At 38.9% G+C, this 26000-nt stretch carries 26 protein-coding genes; 3 read left to right on the top strand and 23 right to left on the bottom strand.

Features of this window, described 5'->3' with window-relative positions:
- Positions 1–6 precede the first annotated feature (6 nt).
- Positions 7–2052, bottom strand: coding sequence for a DNA topoisomerase IV subunit B (gene parE, locus IGJ00_RS05785; protein ID WP_023519491.1), 2046 nt, complete (start codon positions 2050–2052; stop codon positions 7–9).
- A gap of 271 nt (positions 2053–2323) precedes the next feature.
- Entirely contained in the window at positions 2324–2749 is a 426-nt protein-coding gene (locus IGJ00_RS05780) for a CoA-binding protein (RefSeq protein ID WP_086334566.1), read from the bottom strand.
- A gap of 97 nt (positions 2750–2846) precedes the next feature.
- On the opposite strand from IGJ00_RS05780, the gene plsY reads away from it, so the two are divergent.
- Positions 2847–3482, top strand: a complete 636-nt coding sequence (gene plsY, locus IGJ00_RS05775) for a glycerol-3-phosphate 1-O-acyltransferase PlsY (protein WP_071866395.1) — start codon at positions 2847–2849, stop codon at positions 3480–3482.
- A gap of 136 nt (positions 3483–3618) precedes the next feature.
- Here plsY and IGJ00_RS05770 read toward each other — a convergent pair whose 3' ends face one another.
- The 12 genes from IGJ00_RS05770 to IGJ00_RS05715 form a co-directional block, all read right to left on the bottom strand.
- On the bottom strand, positions 3619–4494 hold the full coding sequence (locus IGJ00_RS05770) for an aldose 1-epimerase family protein (protein WP_071866394.1): 876 nt from the start codon (positions 4492–4494) through the stop codon (positions 3619–3621).
- Between the two features lie 66 nt (positions 4495–4560).
- Positions 4561–5352, bottom strand: a complete 792-nt coding sequence (gene codY / locus IGJ00_RS05765) for a GTP-sensing pleiotropic transcriptional regulator CodY (RefSeq protein ID WP_010735738.1) — start codon at positions 5350–5352, stop codon at positions 4561–4563.
- A 15-nt stretch (positions 5353–5367) separates the two neighbouring features.
- Positions 5368–6765, bottom strand: coding sequence for an ATP-dependent protease ATPase subunit HslU (gene hslU / locus IGJ00_RS05760; RefSeq protein WP_010735739.1), 1398 nt, complete (start codon positions 6763–6765; stop codon positions 5368–5370).
- 11 nt (positions 6766–6776) lie between these two features.
- Positions 6777–7325: an HslVU peptidase proteolytic subunit gene (hslV, locus tag IGJ00_RS05755; protein ID WP_010735740.1), complete on the bottom strand. Its 549-nt coding sequence runs from the start codon at positions 7323–7325 to the stop codon at positions 6777–6779.
- A 24-nt stretch (positions 7326–7349) separates the two neighbouring features.
- Positions 7350–8246, bottom strand: a complete 897-nt coding sequence (gene xerC, locus IGJ00_RS05750) for a tyrosine recombinase XerC (RefSeq protein ID WP_074799737.1) — start codon at positions 8244–8246, stop codon at positions 7350–7352.
- A gap of 278 nt (positions 8247–8524) precedes the next feature.
- Complete coding sequence (trmFO, locus tag IGJ00_RS05745; RefSeq protein WP_023519489.1) at positions 8525–9850, bottom strand: FADH(2)-oxidizing methylenetetrahydrofolate--tRNA-(uracil(54)-C(5))-methyltransferase TrmFO; 1326 nt, start codon at positions 9848–9850, stop codon at positions 8525–8527.
- Between the two features lie 22 nt (positions 9851–9872).
- A complete protein-coding gene (gene topA / locus IGJ00_RS05740; RefSeq protein ID WP_086334565.1) occupies positions 9873–11951 on the bottom strand; it encodes a type I DNA topoisomerase in 2079 nt (692 codons plus the stop codon).
- Positions 11952–12077: 126 nt separating this feature from the next.
- Positions 12078–12935, bottom strand: coding sequence for a DNA-processing protein DprA (gene dprA / locus IGJ00_RS05735; RefSeq protein WP_071866393.1), 858 nt, complete (start codon positions 12933–12935; stop codon positions 12078–12080).
- A gap of 55 nt (positions 12936–12990) precedes the next feature.
- Positions 12991–13758, bottom strand: coding sequence for a ribonuclease HII (locus IGJ00_RS05730; protein WP_074799738.1), 768 nt, complete (start codon positions 13756–13758; stop codon positions 12991–12993).
- Positions 13751–14611, bottom strand: coding sequence for a ribosome biogenesis GTPase YlqF (gene ylqF, locus IGJ00_RS05725; protein WP_074799739.1), 861 nt, complete (start codon positions 14609–14611; stop codon positions 13751–13753). The genes IGJ00_RS05730 and ylqF overlap by 8 nt, the downstream gene beginning before the upstream one ends.
- Before the next feature lie 120 nt (positions 14612–14731).
- Entirely contained in the window at positions 14732–15508 is a 777-nt protein-coding gene (locus IGJ00_RS05720; RefSeq protein ID WP_161642340.1) for a phosphotransferase enzyme family protein, read from the bottom strand.
- Between the two features lie 773 nt (positions 15509–16281).
- Positions 16282–16926, bottom strand: coding sequence for a helix-turn-helix domain-containing protein (locus tag IGJ00_RS05715; protein WP_071866389.1), 645 nt, complete (start codon positions 16924–16926; stop codon positions 16282–16284).
- Positions 16927–17137: 211 nt separating this feature from the next.
- Between IGJ00_RS05715 and IGJ00_RS05710 the strand changes: the two genes are divergently transcribed.
- Together IGJ00_RS05710 and IGJ00_RS05705 are read left to right on the top strand one after the other, a co-directional pair.
- Entirely contained in the window at positions 17138–17605 is a 468-nt protein-coding gene (locus IGJ00_RS05710) for a hypothetical protein (protein WP_071866388.1), read from the top strand.
- Between the two features lie 89 nt (positions 17606–17694).
- The gene (locus IGJ00_RS05705) at positions 17695–18093 is read left to right on the top strand and encodes a VOC family protein (protein WP_071866387.1); all 399 of its coding nucleotides are present in this window, start codon (positions 17695–17697) and stop codon (positions 18091–18093) included.
- A gap of 51 nt (positions 18094–18144) precedes the next feature.
- Here the strand turns inward: IGJ00_RS05705 and lepB are convergent, their stop codons facing one another.
- The 9 genes from lepB to IGJ00_RS05660 all read right to left on the bottom strand — a co-directional run bounded on the left by lepB (position 18145) and on the right by IGJ00_RS05660 (position 25991).
- Positions 18145–18696 (bottom strand): signal peptidase I, encoded by a 552-nt coding sequence (lepB, locus tag IGJ00_RS05700; protein ID WP_071866386.1) that lies wholly within the window; start codon positions 18694–18696, stop codon positions 18145–18147.
- Positions 18697–18946: 250 nt separating this feature from the next.
- Entirely contained in the window at positions 18947–19174 is a 228-nt protein-coding gene (locus IGJ00_RS05695) for a YozE family protein (protein WP_071866385.1), read from the bottom strand.
- Entirely contained in the window at positions 19171–19689 is a 519-nt protein-coding gene (gene msrA, locus IGJ00_RS05690; protein ID WP_071866384.1) for a peptide-methionine (S)-S-oxide reductase MsrA, read from the bottom strand. The genes IGJ00_RS05695 and msrA overlap by 4 nt, the downstream gene beginning before the upstream one ends.
- A 32-nt stretch (positions 19690–19721) precedes the next feature.
- Positions 19722–20378 (bottom strand): YpmS family protein, encoded by a 657-nt coding sequence (locus IGJ00_RS05685; protein WP_071866383.1) that lies wholly within the window; start codon positions 20376–20378, stop codon positions 19722–19724.
- Positions 20371–21267, bottom strand: coding sequence for an SGNH/GDSL hydrolase family protein (locus IGJ00_RS05680; protein ID WP_074801148.1), 897 nt, complete (start codon positions 21265–21267; stop codon positions 20371–20373). The genes IGJ00_RS05685 and IGJ00_RS05680 overlap by 8 nt, the downstream gene beginning before the upstream one ends.
- A 244-nt stretch (positions 21268–21511) precedes the next feature.
- Positions 21512–22354 (bottom strand): DegV family protein, encoded by an 843-nt coding sequence (locus IGJ00_RS05675; protein ID WP_071866381.1) that lies wholly within the window; start codon positions 22352–22354, stop codon positions 21512–21514.
- Between the two features lie 265 nt (positions 22355–22619).
- Positions 22620–23132: a dihydrofolate reductase gene (locus tag IGJ00_RS05670; protein ID WP_062805396.1), complete on the bottom strand. Its 513-nt coding sequence runs from the start codon at positions 23130–23132 to the stop codon at positions 22620–22622.
- A gap of 14 nt (positions 23133–23146) precedes the next feature.
- Positions 23147–24094 (bottom strand): thymidylate synthase, encoded by a 948-nt coding sequence (locus IGJ00_RS05665; protein ID WP_071866380.1) that lies wholly within the window; start codon positions 24092–24094, stop codon positions 23147–23149.
- 10 nt (positions 24095–24104) lie between these two features.
- Positions 24105–25991 (bottom strand): ABC-F family ATP-binding cassette domain-containing protein, encoded by a 1887-nt coding sequence (locus IGJ00_RS05660; RefSeq protein WP_074801157.1) that lies wholly within the window; start codon positions 25989–25991, stop codon positions 24105–24107.
- Between the last annotated feature and the right edge of the window lie 9 nt (positions 25992–26000).

Genomic DNA, 26000 nt, shown 5'->3' with positions numbered 1-26000 from the left:
GACCTCCTATTCTACCTCTACTGATTGTTCATTTTTGTTTTCTTCTGCGCGTTCTTCTTCTAATAGGTCATTAGAAACAGACGCGGAAGTCTCAGTTTCTTCTTTTTTGTCTAGAATACTACGTTCTTCTTCTAAGCTGAATTGGACATGATTTTCAATCCATTTACGACGTGGTTCGACTTTATCCCCCATCAAGGTGGTTACGCGTCGCTCTGCTTGCGCAGCATCATCGATCCTCACCCGGATCAAGGTCCGAGAGGTTGGGTCCATCGTCGTTTCCCATAACTGCTCCGCATTCATCTCCCCAAGACCTTTGTACCGTTGCAACATATAGCCTTTACCGACAGTCTTAATGACTGCAGCTAATTCGTCATCGGTCCAAGCGTACTCGACTACTTGTTTTTTTCCTTGGCCTTTGGACACTTTATATAGAGGCGGTAAAGCAATGTAAACTTTTCCTGCTTCGATCAATGGTTTCATGTAGCGATAGAAAAATGTCAACAATAAGACTTGGATATGAGCACCATCGGTATCCGCATCGGTCATGATGATGATCTTGTCATAGTTACAATCTTCCAGTGAAAATTCAGGGCCAACGCCGGCACCGATCGTATAGATCATCGTATTGATTTCTTCATTTTTTAAGATATCTTGCATTTTTGCTTTTTCGGTATTGATGACTTTTCCTCGAAGTGGCAATATCGCTTGGAATTTCCGATCTCTCCCTTGTTTAGCTGATCCACCGGCTGAATCTCCTTCGACAAGATACAATTCATTTTTCTTAGGGTTTCTCGATTGTGCAGGTGTCAATTTTCCAGAAAGTAATGATTCGCCCTTTTTACGTTTTTTCCCGTTACGGCTTTCTTCTCTGGCTTTACGAGCGGCTTCCCGTGCTTCTCTCGCTTTGATTGCTTTACGAATCAGCATTTGGCTCATCTCACTGTTTTCTTGCAAGTAGAAGCCCATTTGTTCGCTCATGACATTATCAACGACGGAACGAGCAATCGGTGTACCCAGTTTTTCTTTTGTCTGTCCTTCAAATTGTAGCAAATGTTCAGGTACCCGGATCGACAAGACTGTCGCAAGTCCTTCACGGAAGTCACTACCTTCTAGGTTCTTGTCTCGTTCTTTCAACAAGCCTACTTTACGAGCATATTCATTATAGGCTTTGGTCATTGCTGTTTTCATGCCGACTTCATGCGTCCCACCATCTTTTGTTCGCACGTTGTTAACAAACGATAGGACATTTTCAGAATAGCCATCGTTATACTGATAGGCAACTTCTACTTCGATTCCTTCTTTTTCACCAGAGAAATAGACTACTGGCGTCAACGTATCTTTTTCTTCATTTAAATACGCAACGAATTCTTTGATTCCTTCTTCGTAATGAAAGACTTCTTGAACTGTTTCGTCACCTCTTAGATCTGTCAAAGTGATTTTCACACCTTTTAACAGAAATGCAGACTCTCTTAAACGTTCAGATAACGTATCATAGGAAAATTTCGTGGTTGAGAAAATACTATCATCTGGTAAGAAATGAACAGACGTCCCATTGGCTTTCTTCGTTTTGCCAATTTTTTTCAACGTTCCGTCTGGTTTTCCACCTTGTTTGAATGTTTGTTGGTATTCGATACCATCTCGGACGATCGTCACTGTCAGCCATTTAGATAAAGCATTGACGACACTGGCACCTACACCATGAAGTCCACCAGAAGTTTTATATCCTCCTTGACCAAATTTACCACCGGCATGTAGCACAGTGAAAATAACTTCGACCGTTGGAATCCCTGAAGCATGCATACCTACAGGCATACCACGTCCACTATCCGTAACAGTCACACTGTTATCCTCGTGGATCGTCACAGCGATTTCATTTCCGTAGCCTGATAAAGCTTCATCTACGGCATTATCAACGATTTCATAGACTAAATGATGCAAGCCTCGGCTATCAGTCGACCCGATATACATCCCTGGTCGTTTTCTTACTGCTTCTAATCCTTCAAGAACTTGGATCGAGGCATCATTGTATTCATTTTTAATTTTTTTTGCCAAGGCAAACGCTCCTTCAATAATACTTGCGATATAACCGCACCACGCTTATCATACTAGAAAAGTCCTCAAAAAAAAAGAGGGAAGGTCAGAATTACAAGAAACAACCAACTCTCCCCCTTTTTTCATTCTTCTCTCTCTGCATGCCCATGGTAACGATCAATTACTCTTTTTTTGATAACAGGTCAAAACATTTTTTCATCACCCAGCTAACCTATTTACCAGTAAAAGTGGCACTGAGTATCAGGATATGTGCTTCTGTTACTCCTGTTGTTTATTGTTCCATTTTTGCTAATTCGATCTTGATGCAGCGATCCATGACGATATCATTTCTTCCAGCTGCTTGGAGCATTTCAGTAGCCTCTTCATTTTCAATGCCTAACTGTGCCCAGAAGACTTTCGCATCTGTTTTCAGGAAATCTACTGCTACTTCTGGTAAAAACTCACTACGGCGGAAAATATCCACGATATCGATAGGTTCATTGATATCTGTCAACTGTGCGACAACGGTTTCGCCCAATACTTCTTCCCCTGCTAATACCGGATTGACTGGAATGATACGATAGCCATGTTCTTGTAGTAATTGTGCGATCTGATAACTTGTCCGTTCGGGTTTATTACTTAAACCAACGACCGCGATCGTTTTTGCTTCTTGAAGATAGCGAAAGATATTCGCTTGTTCTGGATTTTTAAATGACATGTGGATGACTCCTTTCGATCGTTCGATTTTTTCGATTGTTTGAAGCATTCTTTCATGCTAAAATATACATTAGTTTCAACTTGAAAGAGGTTAAAAAATGAAAATAATCTTATTGTTTATTGTAGCATATCTTTTGGGTTCCATTCCATCTGGAGTATGGGTTGGTAAAATCTTTTTTAAAAAAGACATCCGCGAACACGGTAGTGGAAATATGGGAACGACCAATACATTTCGTGTTTTAGGTAAAACCGCTGGAACAGTGGTATTATTCATGGACATCTTAAAGGGAACATTAGCTACTGCCTTACCCGTCATTTTCCATGTCTCTTCTGTCAATCCGCTATGGTTTGGTGTCTGTGCGATCTTAGGACATACATTTCCGATCTTTGCTAAGTTCAAAGGTGGCAAAGCAGTGGCGACAAGTGCCGGTATGTTATTAGGCTTCAATCCACTGTTCTTTCTTTATTCATCAGCAATTTTCGTGATCAGTTTATACTGCACGAGCATGGTAAGCTTAACGAGCATGATCAGTGCGGTCTTGATCACTTTATCCACCATCTTCTTACCATACATTGCACCAGCGATCTTACCAGAACCAAATTTACTTTTGACGTTGATTGCTTGTGGTGTCTCCGCTTTTATTTTTTACCGTCATAAAGACAATATTAAGCGCATCAAAAATAAAACAGAAAGCCGAATCCCATTCGGTTTGAATAGTAGCAAAAAGAAATAATCTTTTTGATGAATGATAAAAAACAATGCCTTCTAAACAAATGACTGATCGATTGCTCAACAATTCGTTCATTTGTTCAGAAGGCATGTTTGTTTCATCGAACTAGATCAAGAAAACACATGTAATCGACTTGTGTTTACTTGACAGTGATCGAATATTTCGTCTTGAATAATTCGTGAGCGCCTAATTGATTGATTCCTGCCTTTTCGTTCAACTGCCCATTACTATCAACAGTATCTGCGATTCCAAACCACGGCTCAATACAAACAAATGGTGCTTCTTTAGGATATGGCGACCATATCCCAACGTAAGGCATATCTTTGTAACTGAGGGTGACACTGTGACTAGACTTTTCACTACGGATACTGTAAGCATTCAAACCTCTTGTTTCAAATACTAACGCATCTTGGTCAAACAGCTCCCGAAATAACGCAAGGTTGGTATTCGTTTGTCCAATCGTTTTTTGTTCCATGTCGATGAACGGTCCAGCTAATGGTAAACGCAAACGTGATTTTCTAGGAGAGAAAGCCAAATAAAAGTCTTCAAAAGTTAAACCTTCTTCTAATGGCACATTGAATGCTGGATGACCGCCAATCGAGAAATACATCTCTTCTTCCCCAATATTTTCAACTTGATAATGAACAGTGATCCCGTCTCCCCCTAATTCATAAACAAGTACCAATTCAAAATCAAACGGATAATTCTCTTTTGTTTCAGGGGTACTTTTTAGGACAAACTTCGCACGTTCTTGTTCGTGCTCCACCACTTCAAAATCCATATCACGAGCAAAACCATGTTGACCCATTGAATACGTTTTTCCTTGGTACACATATTGATCGTTTTTCAAACGTCCAACAATAGGGAAAAGAACGGGGGCATGTCTTCCCCAATACTTAGGATCGCCTTGCCAAATATATTCTAGATCATGTTCTTTTGATTTCAAACTGATCAATTCTGCTCCATGTTCGGAAATTTCAGCAATCAGCTGATCATTTTGAATAATAACAGTCATCGTCATCCTCCATCTTTTCTCAGACATTCACTTCTTCGAGTAGCAAGCCTCTGAAAAATCTTCCTTTTAATAACTATGCTTCGTCAGCTCATCTTTAAAACGAGCATTCAATACTTTTAAATACGTGCCTTTCATTCCCAGAGAGCGGGATTCAATGATTCCAGCTGATTCAAGTTTACGTAAGGCATTTACGATGACCGAACGAGTAATACCGATCTTGTCCGCAATATTTGAGGCAGTCAATCGGCCTTCATTACCTTCTAAAGCATCAAAAATGGCTTGAACTGCTTTTAATTCACTGTATGATAACGTATTGATCGCCATTTGGACAGCGGTCGTACTACGAACGTCCGCTTCGATATCTCGTGATTTTTGATAAAGGATCTGCATCCCTACTACTGTTGCGCCGTATTCTGCTAAAACAAGGTCTTCATCGTTAAAGGCTTGTTCCATTCTTGCTAAAATGATCGTCCCTAAGCGTTCACCTGCGCCAAAGATCGGCACAACTGTCGTCAATCCAAAAGGATATTTTTCACGACTTTCAAATGGAAATGCCGTCATATCGCTTGTGATTGGGATATTGGATTCTGTTTTCGTGATCATATCGACTGTTTCTGTGTAGGCATCAGGAAATTGTTTTTGCACAAACATTGTTTTCACACGATCATTGTTCACATCGTGCCGTTCATTATAACCAAGTAAAACCCCTTCACTGCCAATGATATACGTATTGCTGTCTAAAACAGCACCTAAAGTGACCGCCATTTTATCGTAAGGTAAATCCGCCTGCATATCAAACGTATTTTTTTGTTGTAATAATTTGTTTATCTTTCGAGTGTTCGTCAACAAATCCGTCATTTTTTTCCTCCGATTTTATAATATATAGCGACTTAGATCTTCATTTGCCGCAATTGATCCTAATTTATCATTGACATAGGCTTCTGTAATGGTAATTTCTCCCATTTGCATTTCTGGCGCTTCGAATAACAAGTCTTCCAACAATTTCTCTAATATTGTGTGTAAGCGTCTTGCCCCGATATTATCGGTATCACGATTCACATCATAAGCAATTTGTGCAATACGTTCGATTGCTTCTTTAGTAAACGTGACAGTCACATTTTCAGTACCAATCAATGCAATATATTGTTTGACTAACGCATTGTTTGGTTCAGTCAAGATCTTAACAAAGTCTTCAGCAGTTAGGTCATCTAACTCGACACGGATTGGGAAACGTCCTTGTAATTCAGGAATCAAATCGCTTGGTTTTGATAAATGGAACGCTCCTGAAGCGATAAATAAAATGTGGTCTGTTTGTAAGGTACCGTATTTTGTATTGACTTGTGAACCTTCAACGATCGGCAAGATATCTCTTTGGACACCTTCTCTTGATACTTCCCCAGATTGTTGCGATTTAGAAGTGATTTTATCGATTTCATCAATAAAAATGATGCCGCTTGATTCGGCTAATTTGATTGCCTCACTGTGGATATCCGCATCATTGACTAATTTTGCCGATTCTTCTTTGATCAATAATTCTAACGCTTCTTTGACTGTCACTGTTCGTTCGATTTTTTTCTTTGGCGTCAACGCACCAAGTGTTTCGTTCAAATCGATCCCCATTTGTTCAAGTCCATTGTTCATCATCGGTGCTGGTTTCTTTTGATCTTGAACTTCGATCGTCACTTCTCGGTTGTCAAGCAAGCCTTTTTGCAATTGCTCTAACACCGTGCGACGATTCACTCGAATCTCTTCCGTTACTTCTTCTTGTGTTTCTGCTGGTTGTTGCGAAGCATTAAACATATTCATCATTTGCTCAAACTGGTTGTTTGATTGTTTTTGTTCTTTTTTGATACCTGGTACAAGGATCTTCACTAATTGTTTTTCCGCATTTTTCTTGGCTTGCGGGCGAACACGAAGATACTGATCTTTTTCAACGATCTGGATTGCATTTTCGACAAGATCACGAACCATCGATTCCACGTCACGTCCCACGTAACCAACTTCAGTAAACTTCGTTGCTTCAACCTTAACAAAAGGTGCGTTGACGATTTTTGCCAAACGACGAGCGATCTCTGTTTTACCGACCCCAGTTGGCCCGATCATCAACATATTTTTAGGTGTGATATCTTGTTGCATCTTTTCATCCAATTGAAGACGTCGATAACGATTTCTAAGGGCAACTGCCACTGATTTTTTTGCTGCTTGTTGGCCAATGATATATTGATCTAATTCACTGACGATTTGTTTTGGTGTTTGTTTTAATTCATACATGTCATTCACCTCTATAATTCTTCTACAATAATGTTGTGATTTGTAAAGACGCAGATGTCTGCTGCAATATTCAACGCATTTTCAGCAATCTCTTTTGCACTCATCTCATTTTGTGCATAGTTTTTCATTGCTCGTGCGGCAGCTAACGCAAAGTTTCCACCAGAACCAATGGCTAAGATCCCATCATCCGGTGTAATCACTTCACCTGTACCAGAAACGAGTAACATTTCTTTGTCATTCATCACGATCAACATCGCTTCTAGCTTTTGCATCGACTGTTGTGTACGCCATTCTTGGGCTAATTCAACGGCTGCTCGTTGGAGATTTCCGTTGTATTCATTTAGCTTACCTTCAAATTTTTCTTCTAAAGTAAAAGCGTCAGCAACGCTCCCTGCAAAGCCAACGACTACTTCATCGTTGTAAATGCGACGTACTTTTCTCGCACTGCCCTTCATCACGACAGATTCGCCCATCGTTACTTGGCCATCACCTGCCATCGCGAATTTCCCATTTTTTTCAACTGCACAAATGGTTGTTGAATGAAACTGTGATTCTACCATAGATATTTCCTCCTAATAATGTGATCACGCTCGTGGATGGAAAGAGCGATAATTTTTTTGTAAGCTTTCTTTTGTGACATGCGCATAGATTTGAGTCGTTGATAAATTTGCATGACCTAAAAGTTCTTGCACTGTACGCATATCGGCACCATTATTCAATAAGTGCGTCGCAAAAGTATGACGTAACATGTGAGGATGGATATCACTATCCAAACTACTCTTTTTTATGATTTGATTTAATACATATTCGATTCCAGTAGGTGTGATCGGTTCTCCATGATGATTCACGAAGACATAGTCATGTGACTTATGGTATTTCGTCATTAAGACGCTGCGCCCTTTGGCAAAATACTCTTGCAAAGCATCTTGCGCAAATGAACCCAACGGCGCATAGCGTTCTTTGTTTCCTTTTCCATGGATCAACATCACCTCTGAGCCTAAATCGATGGCAGACATCGTCAATTGGCTACATTCACTCAAACGGATACCTGATCCATAAAGTACTTCTAATAATGCCCGATCTCTTAGTGCTAAAGGACTATCCCCTGTCACACTTTCGAATAAGCTTTGCATCTCATTCTCATAAAAAAAACGAGGAAGTTTAACATTTTTTTTCTTCAAATGAACATACGAAAATGGATTTTCAGCGATTTTTTCTTCACGAAGAAGGTATTGATAAAATGAGCGTAAACTCGCAATTTTCCGACTCACCGAATTTCGACTGTATGACTTATCAGATAGATAGCTTAGATAAACTCGTACATCCAAATAGCTGACTTTCAGTAGATCAGATTCCCCCGATTCCGCCAAGAATCGCTGAAAATCATTGATATCTTCTTCGTAGGCAGATTTGGTTTTTTCTGAATACCCGCGCTCTATGATTAAATAACGCAAAAAATCTTCTTGTAAAGTTGGCTTCATTCTTTTTACACCTACCTTTAGATCCCAAAATAAATTTAGCATAGCCCCAGAGAAAAAACAAACAAATTGTCAGAATTTAACTAATATTTCTAAGTTTGTTCACAATTCAATTCGTTTGCTTGACAATTAAGGGATAAGCTGACCAGAACCAACGTTAAAAAAACCATAGTTATTATATAAATTGGCGTGAGTTCAGTCAATAACCGAGAAATAAGCCGAAGTACTCAAAAATGGCAATCACCATCCTGAGACACTTCGACTTATTACATAACATCCATTTAACGAGAAGCAAATTCTTTATTCAAGACTTCTTGCTTCACTTTTTCATTGGCTGCTAAGGCACGTTGTGCAATTGCTTCATAACGAGATTTTTTATCACGGATTCGTTCAGGTAATTCTGGGAATAATCCGTAGTTTGCATTCATTGGTTGGAAATGTTTGCCTTCCGCATGTGTGATGTAGTAAGCCATACTTCCCATTGCTGTTTCTTGTGGCAACGTCACAGGTTCCAATTCTTTCGCTAAGCGAGCAGCGTTGATCCCTGCAAGCAAGCCACTTGCCGCGCTTTCAACATAGCCCTCTACACCCGTCATTTGTCCTGCAAAAAATAGATCTTCGCGTTTGGTCGATTGATAAGTCGGCTTCAAGAGTTCTGGTGAATTCATGAAACTGTTGCGATGCATCACACCATAGCGGACAAATTCTGCATTTTCTAATCCTGGGATCATGCGGAACACGCGCTTTTGTTCGCCCCATTTTAAATGCGTCTGGAAACCAACGATATTATAAAGAGAAGCGGCTGCATTATCTTGTCTTAATTGGATGACTGCATAAGGTCTTTTTCCAGTTTTAGGGTCTTCTAGGCCGACTGGTTTCATTGGCCCAAATAGCATTGTCTTAAAGCCACGTTGCGCCATTACTTCGATTGGCATACAACCTTCAAAATATTTTTCTTTTTCAAAAGATTTTAATTCAGCGACTTCCGCATTGACTAAGGCTTCATGGAAAGCTTTAAATTCTTCTTCGGTCATCGGACAGTTTAAGTAAGCTGCCTCGCCTTTGTCATAACGTGATTTTAAATACACCTTGTCCATATCGATCGTTGATTTGTCGACGATCGGTGCCGCAGCATCGTAGAAATAGAAACCGTCTGAGCCATTGAATGCTTTGATGCTTTCTGCTAAAGGATGAGAAGTCAGAGGTCCTGTAGCTATCACCGTGATTCCTTCTGGTATTTCAGTGATTTCTTCATTCACCACTGTAACTAAAGGATGCTCTTTGACCTTACGAGTGATGGTTTCAGAAAATGAATCGCGGTCAACTGCTAAGGCACCGCCTGCAGGTACAGCTGTTTCATCTGCTGAATGGATGATCACTGAATCTAAGCGACGCATTTCTTCTTTCAATAATCCAACTGCGTTCGCCAGACTATTCCCTCTTAGAGAATTGGAACAGACTAATTCAGCGAAATTATCTGTATGATGCGCTTCTGTCTTCTTAACTGGTCTCATTTCATATAACTTTACAGGTACACCCGCTTGAGCGATTTGCCATGCTGCTTCGCTTCCAGCTAGACCTGCACCTACTACATTGACGATTTTCAACTAAAAACCTCTTCTCATTTCTTTATTTTTGAACATCTTCTTCGTAATCGCCATTCGTACAAACCACTTGTTTGCCGCCTTTGACTTTTTTCTCGACCAGGTAATGGTCACATTTCGGGCAATTTCTGCCGATTGGTTTTTCCCAAGAGGTGAATTCACATTCAGGGAAACGAGAGCAGCCATAGAATAGACGATTTTTCTTAGATTTACGTTCGATGACTTGTCCTTCATGACACACGGGACAAGTGACGCCGATTTCCTTGACGATTGGTTTGGTGTTTCGGCAATCTGGAAAATTACTACATGCATAGAATTTACCATACTTCCCTAATTTTATCACCATCGGATGCCCACACAAATCACAATCAAAACCAGCTGGTTCATCTTTGATCTGGATTTTCTCGATTTTTTCTTCGGCATTCGATAATTCTTTTTCAAATGGTTTATAAAAACGATCGACGACTTCGATCCATTCTTCTTTCCCTTCTTCGACTTTGTCTAAGTCATCTTCCATTTCAGCTGTAAAATGGATATCTACGATTTGTGGGAAAAACTCACAGATCAACGAATTGACGATCTCACCTAATTCGGTTGGTTCAAAACGTTTTTGTGTCAACTTCACATAATATCGTCGTTGGATCGTATCTAACGTTGGCGCATAAGTCGAGGGACGACCTACCCCATTTTCTTCCAATGCACGGATCAACGTCGCTTCACTATAACGTGCAGGCGGTTGTGTGAAATGTTGTTTCGGTTCGATATCGACAGATTGCACCGTATCGCCTTCTGCTAACTCTGGCAAAATGTTTTCTTTGTCTTCTTTCCCATCGTCCCGGCCTTCAACATACACTTGCATGAACCCTTTGAATTTGATTTTTGAGCCATTCGCAATGAATCTTACATCATTTTGTTCCAACGTGACTTTCATCGTATCCAATACAGCTGGTGTCATTTGACTTGCAACAAATCGTGACCAAATCAACGTATATAATTTCAATTGGTCTTTATCCAAGTATTGTTTCAACTCATCTGGTGTACGTAATGCACTGGTTGGACGTACCGCTTCATGGGCATCTTGTGCCCCTTTAGAGTTCGTTGCTTTACGTTCCGAATGACTGGAGAATTCTTTTCCGTATGTTTCTTCGATGAACATTGCGACTTCGGCTTTAGCAGTATCGGCGATCCGTGTAGAATCGGTACGCATATACGTGATCAATCCGATCGTGCCTTGTTTGCCAAGTGAGATTCCTTCATACAACTGTTGCGCCACCATCATGGTTTTACGTGTTCTGAAATTCAATTTACGAGCGGCTTCTTGTTGCAAACTACTTGTCGTGAATGGGTTCGCAGGATTTCGCTTGCGTTCTTTCTTTTCGACTTTTGTCACGGCAAACTCTTTACCAGTGATCCGGTCAGTCACTTCTTTGACAGTTTCGGCATCAGACAATTTTTTCTTTTTGCCATCGACTCCCCAAAAATTTGCTTTGAACTTCTTACGTTCTTTCTTAAAGTTTCCGTCAATACTCCAATACTCTTCCGGAGTAAAATCACGGATCTCTTTTTCGCGTTCAATGATGATTTTCAATGCGATCGATTGGACTCGACCAGCACTCAAGCCTTTTTTTACTTTACGCCATAAGATCGGACTAATCGAATAACCAACGATACGGTCAAGCGTTCGACGTGCTTGTTGCGCATCGACAAGATCCACATCGATCGTACGTGGCTCTTTAAATGCTGCCTTGACTGCATCCTTGGTGATTTCATTGAAGACAACACGATTCTTATCATTTAGATCCAAGCCTAACAAATAAGCCAAATGCCAAGCAATTGCTTCCCCTTCTCTATCCGGGTCACTTGCGAGGTAAACTTTTTGCGCTTTTTTTGCCGCTGCTTTTAGACTTTTGATGACGTCGCCTTTTCCTCGAATCGAGATATAATGCGGTTCATAATTATTTTCAAAATCGATCCCCATCTTACTTTTAGGTAAGTCACGAATATGTCCTACACTAGCCATTACTTTATAATTACGGCCAAGATATTTTTCAATCGTCTTGGCTTTTGCAGGTGATTCTACGATCACTAAATATTTATATGCCATTCCTGAATGGACTCCTTTCCATTTTCGGGTTCCTACTATATATATGTTACAAGGACTTTTACAAATCGTAGCTTATCATATCCATTCAGAAATCGTTTGTCAAGGAAAGCAATAATAAATCAATCGTTATGATTCCAATTCATTAAGGATATCTTGTCCTGAAAAGGTACATATCGCTCCATCTTGGATCAATTGGTGACAACCAGTGGATTGACCTGTCAAAATATTCCCAGGGACAGAAAAAATCGGACGTCCAATCTCTAAGCCTTGCTCTGCTGTGATCAATGAGCCGCTTTTTGCTTTTGCTTCAATCACACAGATTCCACTTGATAAAGCGGCAATCAGACGATTTCTCATAGGAAAATGAAATTTTTGTGGACCAACATCTGGTAAAAACTCACTTAATAAAAGATGATCTCTAGCAATCCCTCGTTGCAACTGCTGATTTTCTTTCGGATAACTATGATTGATCCCCGTACCGATCACTGCAATCGTTCTGCCTGAACAGCGGATCGCTACTTGATGCGCATAAGTGTCTACGCCTTTCGCACAGCCACTAACAACTATATAGTCTTGGTCAATCACAGGAGTGATCACTCGCTCTACGATTTTTCTCGCATAACCAGATGTTTGTCTACCACCAACGACAGCGATCATTTTTCGTTTCATCAGCGAAAGATCACCTCGATAAAATAATAAGATCGGGGGATTTGCCAAATGAAGCAATTGTGAAGGGTAGATTGGATCAAGAAAAGTTATGTATGGATTCTCTCCTATTCTATTCCGCCAAGTATAGTTGATCTGGCTCCAATAGTCATAAAAACTTGCTCTAGAGCGATTGAAGTGCGAAACTGTCAACATATCATCAACCGACAACCATTCTTTCTTTTCACTCAATAGATGACGGATCACACGCCATTTTTGCTCTCCGCTCAGTCCTTTGACCAATGCCAACTTTGTAATAAATTCATTGTATATAACCATAAAGCGCCACCTTTTCTAATCTTTTTTATAAGATACGTGAAAAGTGGCGCATCACTTATGATAAATATTGTTTGACTGGTGCAAAACTTTTACGATGGATTGGCGTGATGCCATGTTGTGCTAATCCTAAGAGGTGTTCCTTTGTTCCATAACCTGCATTCTTGGCAAAACCATAGCCAGGATATTGTAACTCGTATTCTTTCATCAAACGGTCACGATAGACTTTTGCAATGATACTGGCAGCAGCAATCGAAATTGAACGAGCATCTCCTTTGATCAGTTTATTTTGTGCAATCGGCAGATCTAAAGTCATCGCATCGATCAATAAATACGTAGGCTCTGGTGTCAATTCTTTAACAGCTTCACACATCGCTAATTTACTTGCTTCGTAAATATTGACACGATCGATCGTCTGCTCATCGATCACACCAATCCCGATGGAGAGGGCTTTTTCTTGAATCTGTTCATACAGTTCTTCACGTTTTTTTTCAGATAATTGCTTGGAATCGTTCAATCCGTAAATCTCTACACCTTTAGGTAAAATAACAGCTGCGGATACTACAGGGCCAGCCAAGGGACCTCTTCCTACCTCGTCGATCCCTGCAATCATTTCATGTCCTTGAGCATATCCTTCATTTTCGTAGAAGGACATCGTCTCATATTTTTCACGAAGCAAAGCTTCCTTTGCTAAGCGTTTTTCAAAAGAGCCTAATGCTTGTTGGACACCTTTTCTTGTGTCTAATCTTAGTTGTGTGACTATCGGATCATCAAGCGTTGTGATTTGTTTCAGTTTTTCTTTGATACTCTGGATCGATTCACTCATGAGTAGTCTCTTCCATTTCTTCACAACGATCTAAAGTATAGCGACCTAGTTTCCCTTGGCGGATATCAAAAACAACTACCTCGCTCCCACGGTCATAATCTTGTCGATACCCTCTCCGTTCCGTGATCGTCATCAATAACTCAGGTGCAACTTGTTGCTCTTCTTCTATTGATAATCCATAACGTTCGCTGATTTTATTAGGGTAGTAACGGGCAAAGAAATCTAAGCCGTAAATTGCTAGATCATCAAGGTGTACCAATTGGTCTTTGATTGCACCAGTCAAGGCTAGTTTTTTACCGATTTCTTCATCTTCAAACTTAGGCCATAAAATACCAGGTGTATCTAATAGTTCTAATTCACTTCCTAAACGAAGCCATTGTTGTCCTTTCGTTACCCCAGGCTTATTCCCTGTCTGTGCAATTTTTTTGCCCACTAAACGATTCATCAATGTCGATTTCCCTACATTAGGAATTCCTAGGACCATCGCGCGGATTGCTCGAGGTTTGATGCCACGAGCTGCGTCTCTTTCTCGTTTTTCTTTCAGTGCTTCTTTTGCCGCAGGGATCAACGCTTTGATTCCTTTACTTTCTTGAGCGGTGATTGCTAGGGCTTGATGTCCTTGATTTCTAAAGTATTGTTGCCATAATTTCGTTTGTTGCGGATCAGCTAGATCAGCTTTATTTAATAAAACAAGTCTTGGTTTTTGTTGGATGATTTGATCTAACATTGGATTACGTGAAGACAAAGGTAGTCGTGCATCAACTAACTCAAAGACGATATCAACATATTTCATCTTTTCTGAAACTTCACGTCTGGCCTTCGCCATATGTCCTGGGAACCATTGAATAGTCATTGGTGTTTCCTCCTCTAAAACTTAAAATCTAAAAATTTGCTCTTTTACTTATACAGTACTTGAATGAACTACACTTCTAGGAGTATACAAGAAAAAAACTAAAAATCAAACGGCTTATTCTCAAGTTTCTTCATTTTGCAACTTTCTAAGAATCTTTTTCTCATTATCGAGCAACCATTGACTATCTTGCTCGTATTTTTTTAGATGGCCCTCTTGAATATTTGCTTGAAAATTTGTTTCTCCGCGACTTGCTTCGTCAGTGATGAAATCTATCATATAAGAAAGTCGTCTGATCATCGTGGGGATCAAATCTGGATACGCAGACTCATTTAGTCTGTATGCTTCAACAAATTTTTTTAAACGATGACACGTTTCATCCGTGATCGGATCTCCTTGATTTGCCGCTAAAGGTACCCAGCGATAGGCGGCATAACTTACATCCCAGATTCTTGGTCCTGGTGTGATCGTGTCAAAATCAATGATACCAATGGCTAGACCATTTTCCGTTGTCACGTTGTATGGCGCAAAATCATTGTGACACATTACCTCATGCTCTCCGAATGAATGTAGCATCCACGGTTCTGTGCCACTTAAAGAAGTAAGGTATCCTTGATTCTGGTCGTGGAAGTCTCTTAACAATCGACCTGCTGAACAAATGGCACTGTCCGTCAACAATTGAGGGGGCAAAGGATAATCATAGACCTCACCTGCGAGATAAGATACCACTTCATTTCCTTTCTCATCATAGCCTAGTGGTTCTGGCACATAAGTTATACCTTGGTTCCTTAGGTAACTTAAAAATTTTTGGACCTCCTCCGACCAGACTTTCTTAGGACGAATCACCTGCTCTTCTTGGATCACTACACCGTCTCGTCCTTTTGGTTTCTTTTCGATCATCTAGCTCCTCACTTTCAACTCTTTTCTTCAGTTTATCATATTGATTCCACCTCATGTTCAAAAAATAGAAAGAGAGACATCCATTCAACAAGCAGGTTTCCATCTGTTAAAGTCAATCAAGGAGAATGTTTACTCTCCTAAAAATATTTACTATTGATCCAAGTCTTCATTTCATTCTTATCTCAGAAAGTGTAACGACAGAGGATGAGAGACTTTGGAGAAGAAAATCCATGCTTAATTTATGGGGAATTTGTTCAAGAAAGGTGAACTACAGAAGCTGCAATCAAGGAAGTGACTGATGGCGTGCTTATTGCAAGTCAAAATATGCTTATTCAGATCATACAATGGACAAAAATATTTGATGAGGATGGAATACCTTAATCATGATAAAATACTTTGTCCGATCTACTCACAAGAGGAATACTTCATGTTTCTGATTCCTAGTCGATCTTTTAACGTACGTCATGAGACAGTTTTTGAAAAAGTCAAACGATCAATCAGCCCATGATAGAAAGAAATCAATAGAAAAAATAACTTGCATAGTAAAGAAAAAAAGTAAGCTCCGTAAAACAATCGACTAAACGATTCGTTCCATGAAGCTTACTTTTTTAACCTGATCCGACTCGAAGTATACAGCTCGTTGACAAGAAGATTCACCTGATTTCTAAAAGTTTTTTAGAAGATTTTTATTTTGCCATAATGACCTTTACTAACGATAGAACTCCTTCATTTGTCCTCATGCAGCTATTTTTGAATACTTCTTGCAATACGCTTTATTTTTTATAATTCACACTAATTTTATTCACTTTTGAAAACATATCTAAATCTACTTCAATCAGTCCATCATGGACTAATTTCCGCTGATTGACATCAGAATTAGCAGTCTTATATATATCAAGATTTACAAATCCTTTTTGATTACTTCCGTCGACATAGTAGCCAACATATTCACTGTCTTTAGGTATAGTAAAAAGAATAGTCATTTTCTTGTCTTTGAGAGTAATATCTTTGATATCTTCTTTGTTAAAGAGCGCTACATCTTCTGAATGGGCGTTTTCAACTGCATTCAAGACAATCGTCGGTTGATTAGAAAATGAAAAAAATAAAATTGACATGACTAAAACACTCGAACACAGTGCTACTACAAAAAACAATTTTCCTCGCTTTTTTTTCTGATTCACCTCAATTTCTTTAGTAGTATCAATCATCGTGTCAGTCATAGTAGAATTTTCCAATAGTTCGTCTAAAGACACACCTAAGCTTGTCGATATTTCCACTAGTGTATGTATGTCTGGGTAATTTCTGCCGATTTCCCAATTAGAAATAGCTGAACGACTAACATTTAATCTCTTTGCCAATTCTTCCTGTGTAATTCCTGCTTGATGCCTTTTTTCTTTTAATATTTTACCAAAATCCACAACATCGCCTCCTTATTCTATCTCTCATTATAACCATTTCATAAAAGAACTTAAAAGCGAATTATTGAAACGAATCGATATATTTCTTATTATTCGATGTCACAATCTGTGACACCTTGTAAAACAAGGATTCTTGCTATTGAAAATGTGAAACAAAACACTTATTATCAAGAGGTGAACGTTCACTAAAAAATAACAAAAAGGAGTACTTATGAAAAAATTATTTATGTTCTCTACTATTTTCTTATTATTTGGTTTGTCCATTCCACAACAGTCAGTAGATGCAGATCAATTAAGTGTTGAAGCCACAAATACAGAATCAAGTTTAATCAACTTGACCCCTTCGTTGGTCAGAGGAGCCAATGTGCCAACGGCAAACTGGAACGTAGCTTCGTCAGGACGTTGTTCAATATCTGGCACTTATAGTGGCAAATATTATTTATATTCTAACTACAATATATTAGGAAAAAATACGTATAATTATTCCTTCCACAATCAAGGTCGCGGAACCTTAGAAATTCGAATGAGAAATTCTGCCAATCATGCCGTCTTAAAAACACACTTCGTTCCAGCTGGCTCTACGATTTCTAGTACTCTTAGTATGACAGATCAAAGTTCAAGATTTTATTACGAATTTTATAGTACTGTTGATTATACTTTTAGCGGATACGTCCAATAAAATAAAAAATTCTTCCCCAAGTTAAATACTTTGACAACGCTTACCGACGAGCGCATGATAGAGGAAAATTAAAAAGGAGCTGTAGCAAGATGAACACAATGGTTTTTGTCAATTTCCCTGTGCAAGATGTTGGTCGCTCGGTCGAATTCTATACAAAATTAGGATTCAAACAAAATAAAGAATTTTCGACTGAAGAAGCAAGCGCGATGGTTTGGGATGACACATTTTGGGTGATGCTCTTGACACATGACTTTTACAAAAAATTCTTAAAAGACAAAGAAATCGCTGACACAAAAAAAATGAGCGGTGCACTGATTGCTTTTAGTTTAGCAAATGCTGCTGAAGTCAAACGTTTTGGTGAAATTGCAAAAGAAAATGGTGGTAGCTACCATACAGTCGATATGGGAATACCGGAAGAAGAAATGTATTCTCTTGAAGTACAAGATCCTGATGGAAATACATTGGAACCAATGTGGATGAAAATATAATCAAAAAAGAAGACTTTCCAACATATAGTTATTGGAGAGTCTTCTTTTATTTTATCTGATCCATTTGATTTCATTCAATGGGTAATACACAAATCTCGCTTTTCCTAAAATTTCATCTCTAGATATTGTTCCAAATGAACGACTATCTTTTGACACACGGCGATTATCCCCCAAAACAAAATAGCTATCTTCAGGTAATTCTGTATATCCTGTCAACTCTTCCAAGGTAAAATCGGTAGTATAAGGTGCATTTTCGTGGTCCGAACGGATATTTTTACTTAAATAAGGTTCTTCGATTAGTTGGTCGTTGATTTTTAGTTGATCCTTTTCATAACTAATGGTTTCTCCCGGTAAACCAATGACTCTTTTGATATAGATGGTTCCATCTGAAAGTTGGAAAACGACCACATCAAATCGTCTGATTTCAGAGAATTTTTCCATAACGACCATATCCCCTTGTTTAAGGACATTCTCCATCGAGTTCCCTTCCACTGGTACTGGGATCAATATAAATCCTCGTAAAATAAATGCAATCACTATGGAACAAAGTAAAAATTTAATAAATAACCAAAAACGGTCAATATAAAGCTGCTTTTTTGTCAAAGCCCATCAATCCATCCCTCGTAAAATCTTAACCTATTACCCTCATTATATAGAATAACTACAGAAAAAGCGAATGGTTCAATGATCATTTACAGATAGGTGCGAAAAAAGACGGACAAACGTACTATGTTTTAGAAATAATTGAATAGTCCAAAATCACTCTACCAAATAGGGCTATTCAAAAATATTGCCAAAGCAGTACTTGTCTCGTCTTTTTTTAAGTCATACTCTTCATACCAGATCCCATTGATCAGGTGAGATGATTATTCTCTAAATAATGATCCCAAGCCGTATCAAAGATATCCATAGAGGGCAAATAATCAACATTCATTTCTAAATAATCAGAAATTTCTTCATAACTTGTACTATGTTTCGGAAACTGGATATCTTTTCCAGCTTCGGTTGCAAAAGTTGATAACGCATCAGAAGATTTCCCTCCACGAAGAGTCATCAGATAGTGATAGAAGCTGCGATTCATTGATTTCCCTCCCAATTGGCAGCAATAAATGCTGCACGACGCGCATGATTACGCTCAAAGTTCTCAGGATTTTTTTTGTAGTAATCTTGATGCTCATCTTCTGCTAAATAAAAGGTCTCCGCTGGCTCGATCGTCGTAACGATAGGATCAATAAAGCGACCACTTGCTGCAAGTTGTTGTTTGCTTTTTTCAGCTTTTTGACGTTGTTCTTCTGTAGTATAAAAAATCACAGGTCGGTAATTATCGCCTCGATCTTCAAATTGACCAAAAGCGTCTGTAGGGTCCGTTTGTTGCCAATAAAGCTCAAGTAATGCTTCGTATGAGATCAATTCAGGATCATACAAGATTTCTACTGCTTCAGTATGTCCTGTTGTTTTGGCCTTCACTTGTTCGTACGTTGGATTTGGTACATGCCCACCAGTATAACCGGACATGATCGTATGGATGCCTGGTAATGTATCAAAAGGCTGGATCATACACCAAAAACATCCTCCTGCAAATATTGCTCGTTCCATCATTGATTCCTCCCTTACTCTCGAGATATCACTTAATTAGTACTAGATTCGGTCGTTTCTTCCGTCGTTGAGGAATCTTTTGGTAAATACAAACTAAAGCGAATATCGTCGTTGACTAAATCAATTTTGTCCGCTTTGATGTACATTCCATTTTGCATACGGAATTGATCTAATCGTAACATGATCGTTAAATCCTCTGTATTGATCTCGATCCATTCAGGTAGTTTGTAATTTCGCTTGATCATATTCATCACATCTCTGATCGGCAGATTCAATGTACCGATCGATAGACTTTTTGCTTTTAACTGAACATTGCCATTTTCCATTACATACGGATCAAAATACAAGTAAAAGTCGATAGGGAATCCTAACACTTCAAACGTACCATTAAGCAATGCTTCATTTTCTAAATAAAATTTATACTTGATATCTTGTCCTTCTTGGAAATCTGTCAAGAAAAAGCTGATCAGTTGGTTGACTTTTTCTTTTTGAGTATTGATCGTCAATACCGGGTCGCCTTGTCTTTCTGTAATCGCTGGTACTTCTGGCAAATCAGGTTCACGATTGGCGAATATCCGCGTACCTAAGAAAATCGTCGAACCAATGATCAGGCCTAATAAAATCAGAAAGGCGTATTTCCAATAGTTATGCCTTTTGTTTTTTTCAACTGTTGAACTTCGTTTATCCATCCTTGTTTCCCTCCTTAACCAGCCATTTTTCATGCGTTTCGATCAATTGATCTCTCACAGCATTAGCCATCAATTGATAGCCTAAGTTATTAGGATGAAAATGATCTTCTTCATATAACACATTATTTTTCGTCCCGTTCGAACTATCACTAGAAGTTGACTGATCAGAAGCTTCAGTAATTCCGACCTCTTGATTTAATCCTTGGTACAATAGATCATTGATCGGGATAAAATAGCTATTTTCTGCTTCATTTACTACTTGCTGTGTTCCTTCATTCCAGTTATCCACAATCGTTTGCATATCTGTGATCTCAGGGAAGTTCAAATAAAATGGATTGTAGATCCCTAAAATATAGATAGGTACCTCTTTATTTAACCCTCGTATCTCTTCAATGATTGCTTGGACATTTTCTTGATAATTCTTGATTGGTTTATTGAATGAACGAATACTGATACCAAAAAGATTATTTTGGATCACTTTCATTAAATCATTCCCACCAACAGTCAATGTAATAATGTCTGCAGTTTCGATATTCTTTTGGATTTCTTCATTTTTTTTCAATCTTTTTAATATTTGATCACTTCGTTCGCCATTTACACCGTAGTTTTCAATTTCAATGGCTGTCAAACCATATCTGTCTTTTATGTCATTTGCGACTAACGGAACAAAACCACCTTGTTTCGTCTGGTCGCCTACTCCTTCAGTTAATGAATCGCCAATTGCTACATAGTGTAACTTTTCTTTTTGATTGCTTTCAGAAGTAACCGACGCTGCCGGTTTTAACAAAGGCTGTGCTTTCGGCACACTCAAAGAGAGTCCGACAAAGAGAAAAACTGCAGTGAATAAAGGGATCAAAACAATCAACCACTGTTGTTTCATTCGTTTCATTGTTTCACCTCTAGACCATGATTGTTTCTTATATTACCAAAATTCCGATTAAAAAAATAGCCCTTTTCTGAAAAAAAGAAAGAGGCTGTTTCTCATCTGCTAAAGGAAGTGGAGCATCTCAAAATGTCTTTTCCTCCTCACTTCCTTACGCTAGTAGCACTTGAACGAATAAAAAGACAGATCACAAAGAACACGTCTATTGGTCTTCACATGATCTGTCTTTCTATTTCTTATTTGACATTCATCAATCGGTATAATACATGATTGCAAAAGCATTTTCCCCTGTATGGGTAGCAATCACTGGATTTGTATGCAATACTGGGATGTCCATATCGGGAAACAATTGTTTCAAGCCTTCTTCAAACTCTCGAGCAAGCTCTGTCGCACCTGCATGTGAGATACCGATCTGGCGAACGTTCGGTAGAGCCTTCAATTCTTTCTTCAAGCTATCGAACCACTTGTCGAAAGTCTTTTTCCCACGACCTTTTGTCACAGGAATCAGCTCTGAGTGAGCGAAGTTCATCACCACACGAATGTTCAACATACTTGATAGTAAACCAGTTGCACGACTGATTCTTCCACCTTTTACTAAGTTATCCAATGTGGAGATACCGATATAAAGTTTTGTATTATTTTTGATCTTCTCGATTTCAGCAAGGATCTCTTCTGCTGATTTACCTTCTTTGGCCATTTCAGCCGCACGAATCACTTGGAAAGATAAACCTTGGTCAGTCGTATCACTATCAATGACTGTGACGTTTGTTTTCGTTAGGTTGCTTGCTTGTCTTGCAGCTTCAACCGTTCCACTTAACCCTTTCGTCATATGGATGGAAATCACTTCACTACCATCTTGGCCTAATTCATCATACGTTGAAATGAATTCGCCGATCGGCGGTTGACTTGTTTTAGGTAATGCTTTTGATTTAGCCATCATTTCCATGAATTTCTCTCCGCCTAGTTGATCGTCATCAGGATATACAACGCCATCGATCATAATTGATAATGGCATAACATGAATATTCAAATGATCTCGTACTGCTTTTTCCATTGTACAAGAAGAATCTGTTACTATTTTTACGTTTGTCATTATTTCACACTCTTTCTTTCACAAAGTGCCTAGCATTTTTCAGGCAGGTCCACTTTCAGTATACCAAAGAACTTCTGTTTTTTCATCAAATTCAGTTATAAACAAGTTTAAAATAAATTGTTTGTTATGATAACATGATTCTATTCAGTTTTCTTTATCTGCTCTACTTTTTTTGATGGAACGACAAAATAAGCGGAAGAAACCTGAATGATAAAAAAATCCATTTCGGTTTCTTCCGCTTTAAATCTATAGGTTCAACGAGACATTATATCTCTTCGGTTGTATGTTCTTCTTTACGTTTATACGTCTCAAACTGATGTGCATAACTATTTTTTTCATCTATTTCTCCCGGACTGATATTGATCAATGACCATGCTTGCCAGTCTACAGCAGGAAAATACGTATCTCCTTCGAAAGAATGATGGATCACCGTACGATACAAAATCGTGCAGTAAGGTAAAAATTCTTCATAGATTGCTGACCCTCCAGCAACAAATAAAATTCCATCTGCTTCTTTTTCATACGCTAATACTTCATTGACATCATGCATCACTAGTACGCCCTCGGCTGTAAACTCACGGTCTCTTGTCAAAACAATCGTTTTACGATTAGGTAGTGGCTTACCGCCCATCCCCATAAATGTTTTTCGTCCCATGATCAATACATTCGCTTCAGTCATTTGCTTAAAAAATTTCAAATCATTCGGCAAATGCCAAGGAAGTCTATCTTCTTTTCCGATCAGGCCATTTTCATCTTGTGCCCAGATTGCAGCGAACATTTTCTCATCCTTTCTTAGACCGCGATAGGTGCCTTTATTGAAGGATGCGGCTCATATCCTTCAACTTTGATATCATCCATTTCAAAATCAAACACAGAGTTTTTTTCTGTATTCAATACTAGCTTCGGAAATGGACGAACTTCACGAGACAATTGTTCTTTCATTTGCTCTACGTGATTGGAGTAAAGATGCGCATCGCCTAAAGTATGGATAAATTCACCAACTTCCAATCCAGTTTCATGTGCAATCAGATGTGTCAATAAAGCATAGCTAGCAATATTGAATGGGACACCTAAAAACACGTCAGCACTTCTTTGATACAGCTGACAACTTAGTTTATTGTCATTTACATAGAATTGAAACATCGTGTGGCAAGGAGGTAACGCCATACTTGGCACATCTTCTGGATTCCATGCTGAGACGATCAGTCGTCTTGAATCAGGTGTCTGCTTGATAGCTTCGATCACTTCTTTGATTTGATCGATGAAACTACCTTCTTTGGTTTCCCAATGACGCCATTGATAGCCATAAATATGACCAAGATCTCCATGTTTTTCTGCAAATTCTTCATCTGCCACTATCTTTTCACAGAATTTCTTGCTTTCTTCTTGATAGACTTTATTGAATTCTGGATCAGTCAAACTACGATGTCCGAAATCTGTCATATCCGGTCCTTGATAGTCCTCACTTTTGATATACCGTTCAAATGCCCATTCATCCCAAATATGGTTATTATTTTGTAAAAGATAACGGATATTCGTATCTCCTTTTAAAAACCATAATAATTCGCTTTTGATCAAACCAAAAGGTACACGTTTTGTCGTCAATAACGGAAAGCCTTTTTGCAGGTCAAATCGCATTTGATAACCGAATAAACTAAATGTTCCTGTTCCCGTACGATCACCTTTTACATGTCCTTCAGATAACAACTTTTTCCCTAGATCAAGATATGCTTGCTCCATCTTTTCCCTCCTAATTATCTGCCCATTCACTTAAATATTCCCAACGTGACATTTTTTCTTCCAGCAGTTCCTCAGTTGTGGTCACTTCTTTTTGTAATTCTTGCAATCGTGTGAAATCATCCCCTTGATGGTTCATCTCCTCTTGCAATTCATCCAAACGATTCTCTAGTTCCGCAATCTCATCTTCGATTGTTGCCCATTCTTTCTGTTCCATATAAGAAAGCTTTTTCTTTGGCTCAGATTTTTTTTCTTCTATCTTAACTTTGACTTTTTCTGGTTGAATCTGTTGATCTTCTTTGCGTTTGGCTAAATAGCTAGACATATCGCCATAATAAAGCTCTTGTTTGCCATCTCCTAGAAAAACTAACAGTTTATCAACTACCTTATCTAAGAAATAACGGTCATGAGAAACGGTGATCACCGCTCCAGGGAAGGTTCGGAAATAATCTTCCAAGATCGTTAAAGTAGCGATATCTAAGTCATTGGTTGGCTCATCCAGCAATAGAACATTTGGTTGCTGGATCAATAATTTGAGTAAATATAAACGACGCTTTTCCCCACCAGATAGTTTACGGATCAGTGTTCCGTGCATAAATCTAGGAAACAAGAACCGCTCCAAAAGTTCGGCGACACCGATTTGCGTTCCATCCGCCGTTTGGACTTCTTCTGCCGCTTCTTGCAGATAAGCAATCATTCGTTTGTCCGGAGACATTTTTTCATTTTCCTGTGTATAGTAAGCTAATCGAACAGTTTCGCCAATCGTATAGATGCCACTATCTAAGGATAATTTCCCTGCTAAGATATTTAACAACGTTGACTTTCCAGCACCGTTCTCTCCAGTGATTCCTAGACGCTCTCTTGATTGGATCAATAGATCCAAGTGTTGGAGCAAAGGTTTTCCTTCAATCGAATACGAGCCATCCTTGATCTCGATCACTTTTTTACCTAAACGTTGTGTCGCGATATTTAGTTCGATATCCGTATCATGATTGACTTGATATACGTTTTCTTTTAAATCTTCAAAGCGATTGATACGTGCTTGCTGTTTCGTCCCACGAGCTTGTACTCCCGCTCGCATCCAAGAAAGCTCCTGCTTATACAGGCGTTTACGCTTTTCTTCTTGTTCGACTTCGACACGATCTCTCTCGGCTTTTTCAATTAGATAAGCTTCATAATTGCCTTTATATTCATAAAGATTCCCAAAGGCAAGTTCAAAGATCCGATTCGTGACACGATCTAAGAAATAACGATCATGGGTCACCATCAATAAGGCACCCCGATATTGTTTCAAGTAAGATTCCAACCATTCGATCGCTGCATAATCTAAGTGGTTTGTCGGCTCATCAAGTAATAAAAGATCAGGTTCATCGATCAAAACCTGTGCTAAGCTCACACGTTTTTTTTGTCCACCCGAAAGCTCACCGATTTTCTTTTCTAGTTGGCTGATCCCTAATTTTTGCAAAATGATCTTGGCATTTGTATCCGTCGTCCAAGCGTCCTCTTTATTCATTCGCTCTTCTGCCAATGCATAGCGTTTTTGGACTGCTTCATCATCGCCATTTTCAGCTAATGCAATCAAGGCTTCCTCATAGAGTCGTACAGTCTGGATCAATGGACTATTCCCTTGAAAAACAGCTTGTAAGACCGTATCATTTTCTGAAAATGAATCGGTTTGTGATAAATAACCGATACGGTAATCATTCGGATAAAAAACTGTCTGCTGATCACCATCTCCACTGTCAAGTCCAGCAATGATATTCAAAAGACTTGTTTTACCAGTTCCATTAGTACCAATCAAACCGATGCGATCATGTTCATGGATCAAAAAGGAGATCTGATTAAATAATTCTTTTTCTCCATATGTTTTTTTGAGGTCAGTTATTTTTAGCTCTTTCACCAGTACTCC

The organism is Enterococcus sp. AZ062 (genome assembly GCF_051715065.1).
Classification (GTDB): domain Bacteria; phylum Bacillota; class Bacilli; order Lactobacillales; family Enterococcaceae; genus Enterococcus_B; species Enterococcus_B mundtii.
This window is presented reverse-complemented; position numbering and strand designations above follow the sequence as displayed.